5 protein-coding genes are annotated in these 5,568 nt (G+C 46.2%); 4 read left to right on the top strand and 1 reads right to left on the bottom strand.

From position 1 onward, the window contains the following. A partial coding sequence (locus tag PN499_RS29090) for a homoserine kinase (protein ID WP_272037092.1) occupies positions 1-520 on the top strand: 520 nt, incomplete at its 5' end. A gap of 213 nt (positions 521-733) precedes the next feature. Here PN499_RS29090 and PN499_RS29085 read toward each other — a convergent pair. Next, on the bottom strand, positions 734-1,840 hold the full coding sequence (locus tag PN499_RS29085) for a PAS domain-containing protein (protein WP_272037090.1): 1,107 nt from the start codon (positions 1,838-1,840) through the stop codon (positions 734-736). A gap of 108 nt (positions 1,841-1,948) precedes the next feature. On the opposite strand from PN499_RS29085, the gene PN499_RS29080 reads away from it, so the two are divergent. From PN499_RS29080 to PN499_RS29070, 3 genes are all read left to right on the top strand, one after another. Further along, positions 1,949-2,629 (top strand): chemotaxis protein CheB, encoded by a 681-nt coding sequence (locus PN499_RS29080; RefSeq protein WP_272037088.1) that lies wholly within the window; start codon positions 1,949-1,951, stop codon positions 2,627-2,629. Beyond that, positions 2,626-4,476, top strand: a complete 1,851-nt coding sequence (locus PN499_RS29075) for a CheR family methyltransferase (RefSeq protein ID WP_272037086.1) — start codon at positions 2,626-2,628, stop codon at positions 4,474-4,476. Before PN499_RS29080 ends, PN499_RS29075 begins: the two co-directional genes overlap by 4 nt. Positions 4,477-4,874: 398 nt before the next feature. Beyond that, positions 4,875-5,486, top strand: a complete 612-nt coding sequence (locus PN499_RS29070) for a DUF4126 domain-containing protein (RefSeq protein ID WP_272037085.1) — start codon at positions 4,875-4,877, stop codon at positions 5,484-5,486. The last annotated feature ends 82 nt before the right edge of the window (positions 5,487-5,568 follow it).

Genomic DNA, 5,568 nt, shown 5'->3' with positions numbered 1-5,568 from the left:
CCCTCTTAGTAAGCCAGGGCTAAATTCAGAACCCCCCCTTAGCAAGGGGGGGCAGGGGGGGTGCAATTGGGAAATTTGCGATATCCCTTGGCATTCAGATATTGTTCCAATAGTTGCTATTCCTGATTTTGAACTATCTACCGCTGAAGCTCGCAAGGTTTTGCCCACAGAGTATAGCAAAGCCGATGCGATTTTTAATGCTGCCCATCTGGGTTTGTTAGTGCGGGGGTTAGCGACTGGGAATGCAGACTGGTTGCGATCGGCAATGCAAGATAAAATTCATCAGCCTTACCGTCAATCTTTAATTAAAGGATATTCGGCAGTCCGAGAAGCGGCGATCGCAGCAGGCGCTTACGAAATGGTCATTAGCGGTGCAGGGCCCACGCTTTTAGCTTTAGCGAGTAGGGAGGTGGCAACAGCAGTAGCAGCAGCAATGGCAGACGCTTGGCAACAAGAGGGAGCGATCGCAGAAGTGCGATCGCTTTCCCTAGATACTCAAGGAGCAAAAATCTCCGTCTAAATTAAGAAGCTCGCGATCGCTTGTTTGGTGGAGCGGGCAACTACTTCTTTAAATATACAAGGGGCAGGTTTAGCCGATCGTACCAAATCCAGCTTAAATACCCCGTTTATTCTTTAGTCCGCGTAGGCGGACTTTGTTTGTGTAGTAGCGATTTCAATCGCCGAACGATCTTAACAGTTAACAGTTAACAGTTAACAGTTAACAATTAACAATTCACCTATTTCTGGACAAATTATACAACCTACTCACCCTAGATTCAAACTCAAGTTCTGAATTACAATTAAGCCGCCAATCTTCAGGTATTTCGTGAATAACAGCAGCAGTTAACAAAGGTGTAAAATTTCCATCTCGGATTAAGAAAATCGTCAGCGCTATCTGCTTTATTTTCATAGCTTTAGTGAACAAGCGCTTCTCCACTCGATAGAAATCCCGTCTACCCGAAATCAATTCCTCAAAAAATTCGCGGTCAAATTGGCGATCCTTCGGATGAGTCAACTTCATTAAACTTATCTGTCGCAACTCTTGTCGGCTGTAACCTAAAATCTCTTGCAGCGCTTCATTGCTCTCGATCGCATATCCACCTCTGTCCAAAAGCGCCATCCCAACTCCAGCTTTTTCAAAGGAAACCCGAAATAAGCGAGCGCGCCGTTGCTGTTTTTCCTCTCTAGCAATCTCTAAAGCCACTGCTGATGGTTCTTCTAGTCTAAATTCATTATTTATTTCCTCTAATTCCTCCACAACTGCCTCAGAGTGCTCCCCTGAACACTCTATTGGCAATCGAAATAGTCCCCACCGCAGCCCCTCTAACTCCCCCGCCGCATTTTTTATAGGCGTTACTGTCAAAACCGCTTGAAACTGCTCCCCTTTCCGGGGTTGAAGCGTAAGCAGCCAATTTTTCGTACTCCCACCTTTTTGCACCAATAAGTTTAGCTGCGTGCGGAAGTTGCGGCGTTCCGACTCTGCAATAAACAGACTTAAAGGTTTGCCCGCCAAGCGATCGCTCTTTACCTTGAGCATCACCCCCGCCGCCAAATTTGCTTCCACGATCGCCCCTTGTAAGTCACTCACCAAATAACCTTCGGGGGCCAGATCGAACAACTCCTTGTAACGCTGCCGCTCAGTTTCTATTTCCTGCCGACTAGCAAGCAATTCTTCATTAAGTTGCCGCAACTCCTCCGAAGCCACCTGCAACTCTTCTAGGGCGATGGACAGTTCTTCCAAACTCTCAAGTAACAGTTGTTCTTGCTGAGCTGGGAATTCCTCAGATTGCCGCCACAAATCTCCAACCGGTTTCGGCAATTTATCAGCCCGTTGCATCATTAATACAATTCAGTCTGAATATATATAGAATGGGTAGCCGACTTATATATAAGCATGACAGAATAATGTATATAGCGTGAAGAGAAGTTTATTTTAAGGAAACCCATCTTGACTAGCGAACGCGAAAATAAAAAGCAGTGTATTGCAGGTCGTTCAAACCAAGAGGAAGCAACTTTAGAGTCCAAAAATCCTCCTAGCTGTAGGTTTGACATCGTAGCAATTGCTTCCTCAGCGGGAGGCATAGAAGCCTTGAGCACGATCCTCGGTCAACTACCGGCTGACTTTCCCACTGCCATAGTCGTTGTGCAGCACATTCCTGCCAACCGCCAGAGCTTAATAGCCACAATCCTCAACCGCCGCACAGCTTTACTCGTCAAAGAAGCTGAGGAAGGAGAACCCTTGACTCCTGGCACAGTTTACATAGCTGCGCCCAATTTTCACCTCCGAGTCGAACTGGACAAAACTATCGGCTTTAGCCAATCAGAAAAAATACATTTTCTCCGTCCCGCAGCCGAGATATTATTTTCTACGGTGGCAGAAGTTTATAGAGAGAGAGCGATCGCAGTTGTCTTGACAGGAGGCGACAGCGATGGCGCAACAGGAGTAAAAGTCCTCAACCAAGCTGGCAGCAAAGTAATAGCCCAAGATCGAGCAACATCGGCAGTCTTCGGAATGCCAGCCGCAGCCATCCAGACAGGTTGCGTCGATTGGGTACTCCCACTAACTCAAATTTCCACAGCTTTAAAAAACTTAGTAGCCACAGGGAATATAGGTAGATTGATTTTATGAGCAGTGACGACCAAAGTTCAGCATTTGAGGCGTTGCTGAACTATCTCAAGCGCGATCGGGGTTTGGACTTCACCGGCTACAAACGCCCCAGCTTGATGAGACTGATGAAAAAGCGCATGGCAAAAGTAGGAGTCGAGTCATTTCACGACTACCTCGACTACGTAGAAGTTAACCCCCTAGAACTCAGCCAGCTATTCGACGCACTACTACTCAACGTCACCACCTTCTTTCGAGATCCTCCAGCTTGGGAGATCCTCTCAGAAGAAATTATCCCTCGCATTCTCAGCGTCAAACCAGGGAAAGAACCAATCCGAATTTGGAGTGCGGGATGTGCTTCCGGGGAAGAAGCTTATACCTTAGCGATCGTCCTTGCCGAAGCTTTAGGCTTAGAAGCATTCCGTTCGCGAGTAAAAATTTACGCCACAGACTTAGACGAAGCAGCTTTAATCAAAGGCCGCCTTGCTACCTACTCAGCGAGGGAATTGCAAAATGTTCCCGACACCCTCCGCAACAAATACTTTGAAGCAACCGGTATCAATTATACCTTCGCTACAGAACTCAGGCGCAGCGTAATTTTCGGTCGCCACGACTTAATTTTGAACGCACCGATTTCGCGCTTAGACTTGCTAGCGTGCCGCAACACCTTAATGTATTTCAACTCAGATACTCAGCGGCGCATCCTCGCCCGATTTCACTTCGCCCTCAACGATATAGGCTTTTTATTTGTAGGCAAAGCAGAAATGCTTTTAACTCATGCCAACCTCTTCACCCCAGAAAACCTCAAGTATCGGATTTTCAGCAAATTCCCTAATATCAACCTACGGCACCGTTTGCTAGTTATGTCCGACTCGGACACGATCGAGGATAACAGTCTGCGGGCAGGGATCGTTCGCTTGCGCGACGAAGCCTTTGAATCCCAGCCGATCGCCCAGATGATAGTAGATATACACGGGAATCTAACGAGGGCAAATCGGCTGGCGCGGATGCTATTTGAGATCAAAGTAGAGGACGTGGGGCGGCCTTTGCAGGATTTAGAAGTTTCTTATCGACCCGCTGAGTTGCGATCGCCCCTCCAACAAGCTTACGCCGAACGCACACCCGTCAAAATTAGCAGTGTCGAACTCGCCAAGCCAAATCTGCCGCCCAAGTATTTTGATATTGAAGTAACTCCCCTATTGGATATCAATAGAGATACCTTTGGTGCGTGCATCGACTTTATAGAAGTGACGCGCTACAAGCAGTTGCAGCGGGAATTAGAACGCTATACCCAAGAGTTAGAAACTGCCTCCGAAGAATTGCAGAGTACCAATGAAGAGTTAGAAACTACTAACGAAGAATTGCAGAGTACCAATGAAGAACTGGAAACTACTAACGAAGAATTGCAAAGTACCAATGAAGAACTGGAGACGATGAACGAAGAGATCCAGTCTTCTAATGAAGAGCTGCAAGCAACTAACGACGAACTACGACAGCGAACGGAGGAACTAAACCGAGTCAACGCCTTCATGCACTCAAGCCTAAGTAGCTTGCGGGTAGCGATGGTAGTTTTAACCAACAAACTGAGCGTGCAGATTTGGAACGAGATCGCAGAGGAAATGTGGGGTCTGCGGATAGAGGAAGTTCAAGGACATTTCTTTTTTGACTTGGATATAGGTTTACCAATGGAGCAGTTGCGGCAACCAATTCGAGCCTGTCAGACTGGAACGAATAAAAGCCAAGAAATAATTGTGGAGGCTGTCAACCGCCGAGGTCGAACCATTCACTGCCGCATTATTTGCACACCTATAATTCTGGGGAAGGAGGCGCAAGTAATTATTTTGTTAATTGAAGAAAAGCCCGCTTGTTAAAGGCTAAAATGACTATCAGTAGTGCGATTTTTTCCCTCGATACTCAAGGAGCAACAATTTCCACCTCATGGTAACTCCTCTCTCTTGTGTCAGTACAGGGAGAGTAAAATAGGACTTATGCACGCCTCACGTAAAGCCACCATCTTGGCGGTATCTTTACCGCGTAGTGAAAGAAGGGGAATAACCATCTGGGCGGTTGTTGATATTCGTACTACTCTTAATGTGTAATCTCCCTAACAGTCAACCAGGGATTGAGAATATACACTTAAAGCATCGGCTTCTATTTAGGCTAAATTGCGCTCTAAGCAGTAAAGTTCAACTTAAAGCACGCTCTTAGGGTCATCAGATTACTAATTAATATCAAGAACTTAGCAGCTTTTACAAGCTGAATTGTCATTATGGTTGAACTCCTAGCCGCCCTCTCTGCGTCTGCGGCAGGGGGTATGAGAATAGCCCTACCCCTCCTCTTAATTGGTCTGTTGCGAAGCGACAATCTGTGGTCGCAAGTACCCTTATTGTCTGCCATCCACCCCCAAGTGGTGGTAGGAGTTTTAGTGAGTTGGTCGCTGTTTGAGCTATTTGCTTCCAAAAATCTTTTAGGTCAGCGCATTCTACAAATTTTTCAGCTCTTTTTGAGCCCTATTGTGGGAGCAATTATGGGAGTAGCGATCGCACAGGTGACGCTAATAGACGATAATCCTGCTGATAGTTGGCTAATTTGGATAATTGCTGTAGTTGGCGGTTTGTTGGCACTGGTGTTACAACTGGTTCAAGCCGGTTGGTTCTATCGATTGCGGGGTTTACCAATCTGGGTAATTTTTGCCCAAGATACTCTCTGTATCTCTTTAGTTCTGTTTGCCTTTGATGCACCAAGACAAGGTGGATTAATTGCCTTAATGCTCCTCTGGTTTGCCATCCGCAGTTCTAAAGAGTGGTATCGTTGGTATAAATCTCAAGGAAAACCAGGTGCAAGAGGAAACCCTCGCCGGCATAAAAGAAATCCCGATTAATTTGGTAATTGGTAATTGGTAATTGGTAATTGGTAATTGGTAATTGGTAATTGGTAATTGGTAATTGGTAATTGGTAATTGG

The organism is Kamptonema animale CS-326 (assembly GCF_028330895.1).
Classification (GTDB): domain Bacteria; phylum Cyanobacteriota; class Cyanobacteriia; order Cyanobacteriales; family Microcoleaceae; genus Kamptonema; species Kamptonema formosum.
Note: the sequence above shows the minus strand (reverse complement) of the source record. Positions and strands in the feature narration are given on the sequence as shown.